The organism is Solicola agrisoli, from assembly GCF_049059935.1.
Classification (GTDB): Bacteria; Actinomycetota; Actinomycetes; order Propionibacteriales; family Nocardioidaceae; genus JAURVT01.
Map to the genome: position 1 here is coordinate 1 of NZ_JBMGQR010000139.1, position 3,146 is coordinate 3,146.

Here is a 3,146-nt window from a genome sequence, read left to right on the forward strand (position 1 = left end):
CTGGTCGACCTCGGCCTTCGTGGACTCGCGGACCGGGATGAACCGCAGCACGTGAGGGTCGTCAGTCAGCTTCGCCGCCGGCACGTAGTCCTCGGTGACGATCCTGATCGTGCGGTCCGCGCCCTTGAGGCGCTGCTCGACTGCGACCACCGTCGACAGGTCGATCCGCAGCGGTGAGTGCTGCTTCTTGGCCGCCGGGGCGGTCCAGCCCTCGAAGGTGATCACCAGGAAGCCGCTCTCGATCGTGGCGGTGCCTTCTTGGTGCTTCACGCTCATCTGGTCCCCCGACCTCGACTGGTTCCCCTGCTGGGGCTCCCGAGGCTAGACAGGTCTGGTCCTGTGTGTCCGCGTTTCGGGTGGATCGTGCTGCTCGTGCAACCGGTCTGCCGCGTCGGCGGCGAGTGGGTCCTGCGGCGGTGGTCGTTCACCTCCTGTCGTGCCGTGTCTGGACCCACCCGACGCCATGCGGCCGTCGCGGTTGCCATCTGCTGTCCTGCCGCGTCCGCGGTGGCGGGTCCGTCGGCGTGTGCTCGTTCACCTCCTGTCGTGCCGGTCTCGGACCCACCACCGGCGCTGCGGCCCCGTGGTCGTTCTTGTCTCTGTTGAGTTCGTGCGACGGTGACCGCCGGTCGGTCGTGGACGTCGAGGCCCGCTCCTTCTCGGGCCGCCGCTGGGACCGTCTTCGGTTACCGAAGGAGCGCAGTCACAGTCAATGGACCTCGGAGTCGACGACTGAACAAACCGGTCTCAGGTGACTACCGTTTTGATCACACGGTCACCACGGCCGGACAGACCGGAAGGTCGAGCACATGAGTTCCGAAAGCCCCTTCGCAGAGCCGAACCATCTTCAGAGGCATGGCGCCGGGATCCCACAACCACAGGCCCGCGTCTCAGCAGGGTTGCCGAGCGGATCTGCGCCCCATCCGCCCGGGTCCGCCGGTGGAGTACCACCAACTGTTGGCCGAGATGAGACATGGTTGGTCCGGCAGGTGCGGCCGCTGATCGACACCCAGCTCCCACCCGACGTCTTCGTCGCCCGTCTGCTCATTGCCTTGGAGGACCTGTCAGGATCCGACGCCCGCGAGGCGACCCGGATGTTGGAGAACCTCTGCGTGTGGCTCCTCGCGGCCATTCACGACTACACCGAGGGCGCCACCCTCGATGAAATGGCAACGCGCGGATGCGGTGCCGGGCCCCTCACAGCCGAGGAGAAGCTGGGTCTTCTCCTCACGGCGGCGCGGATGTCCTGGACGCGCGACCCTGCCGGCAGCTACGGCGACCCCGCGTCCACCTCCCACCGGATCACGTTGGCGACGATCTGCGCATCGCAGCTCGAACAGACCCAGCACCCCGAAGCCGTGCTGGAGGGCTGGGCGAGGGCCGTCGCAGACGAAGATGCAGTTTCACCTGTGAGCCCCTCCGAGCACACCGTGTTGCTGGACGAACTGTGTACCCGCCTCGAGACGGCGGCTGTTGCGCCACCGTCCGCCGACGATGCGTCCCTCCTCGTCGAGTGGGTCACGACCGCGTCTGCCGATCGGCAGTGGAGGTCCGTCCTGGCCTGTGCGGACCTCCTGCGTGACGTCGTCGAACATGACCTCCACCGCCAGGCACGTCGAGATCTGGTCGACGCCGTCGACGACTATGCCGACGCAACCGGTACCGGCGCGTCCGACCGGCTGTCCTGCGTGCTGTGGATCAGCCGTGCCCTGTGGACCGACCCCCGTGAATGGCTCCCCCAGCACCCGGGGGCGCCGGCAGAGTCGCTGGTCCGTGGCGCTGTGTTCGGCGCGATCGTCGCGTTGCGGGACTTGGACCACCCGGGATGGGCGTTGGGTCACTGGCGTACTGAGGAGCGGGCCCACGGGGACGACGAGGAGCAGCCGTGAACAGCCCCAGGGGCCACACTCCTTGGCGTGCAGCAGCGGGCGTTCAGGGGGAGGGAGCGGATCCTGGGCGGGCCTACGCTGTCGGCCTGCTTCGCGACCTGGCGCACGCATCCCCCGCAGCCAGGAGGCGCCTGGTGGCCCCCTGCCTGCCCGAACTCTCGAGCCAGGAGGAGCTCCTGGTGTCGGTCAACGTCCACATGGGCCGGCTGTGTGACCAGCTGGTGCGTCGCACCTTCGAAGGCACGCGTCGAGGCCCGGCGACCGACGTGGTCCAGGCGGGGTGGGACCAGCAGCTCATCGGGGAGGACGGGGACGACGAGTGGGTGTACGTCGTGATGGGACGCCTGCTGTGGTCCCCGCGAACACGGTCGCCGCACCTCCCGGAGTCCTCGCTCGTCTACTTCCGTTGCCTTCTTGCGATCTGCCTCAGCGAACTCGACCGAGCGGCCGACGCAGACACGCTGCTGGACGCGTGGGCAGATGGTCGCCCGGTTGGCCGACACGGGACGAGCCCGCAGTTCGAGCCGCCCCCATCTCCTACCCCGCGCCGCTCAGAACGCCGGGAGGTCGGCGACAACCTCGTCCACATGCTGCGCCAACACACCGACCACGGCGCCTGCCAAGAGATGGTGGACTGGTCCCACCGCATCGACGCGGTGGGCCAGGTCAGCTACTACAGCGGCGACGAGGCGGGCTCGTGGATCGTCCCGGAGCTCATCGATCTCGTCAGGTACCTCGTCCAGCAGCAACCCGGGCTCCGACGTGAAAGGGACCTGACCCTGGCGCACCGGTCGGCACCGGGCCTTTCGACGGTGTCCGAGTCAGCCTGGCTGGACGTTCAACGCCTCATCGCCGAGGCGCTGTGGAACGACGAGCCTGCCTCGGACATCTTCGACACCGGAGACAACGGTCAGCAGACGGCCCTCGCAGCCGTCCAGGCAGCGGTGCTGAGCCTCGCGAGCTTCGACGAGCCCGCAAACGTCGTGACCCGTTGGCGGCGGGTGCGCGACGCATCTGGCTGACGTGACCTGAGCTTCTCGAAGGCCGCCGTGACAGATGTGGCTTCTTCTCGCCGGGTCGTCAAGGGGCCCATCTGGGTGGTTACGCATCCACCAGGACAGGCGCATGGTGATCGCACCAGCACTTCTCGGGGCGCTCGCGGCGTTCGACCATCTGCGGGTGGTCGGTCATGTCGTGCTCACCTGATCGGTGCGCTCGACTACTCCACGAGGAGAACCGTGTTCGGAAACAAGACCG

Annotated in this window: 3 protein-coding genes; 2 read left to right on the forward strand and 1 reads right to left on the reverse strand. The window is 67.9% G+C overall.

Annotation, left to right across the window (positions count from 1 at the left end; translation table 11 throughout):
• Positions 1-270, reverse strand: a 270-nt coding sequence (locus ACI6PP_RS23035; protein ID WP_421114087.1) for a hypothetical protein, incomplete at its 3' end; no start/stop codon positions are given.
• Positions 271-989: 719 nt separating this feature from the next.
• Here ACI6PP_RS23035 and ACI6PP_RS23040 point away from each other — a divergent pair.
• Together ACI6PP_RS23040 and ACI6PP_RS23045 are read left to right on the forward strand one after the other, a co-directional pair.
• Complete coding sequence (locus tag ACI6PP_RS23040; protein ID WP_421114088.1) at positions 990-1,889, forward strand: hypothetical protein; 900 nt, start codon at positions 990-992, stop codon at positions 1,887-1,889.
• 179 nt (positions 1,890-2,068) lie between these two features.
• Positions 2,069-2,911, forward strand: a complete 843-nt coding sequence (locus tag ACI6PP_RS23045) for a hypothetical protein (RefSeq protein ID WP_421114089.1) — start codon at positions 2,069-2,071, stop codon at positions 2,909-2,911.
• Positions 2,912-3,146 lie beyond the last annotated feature (235 nt).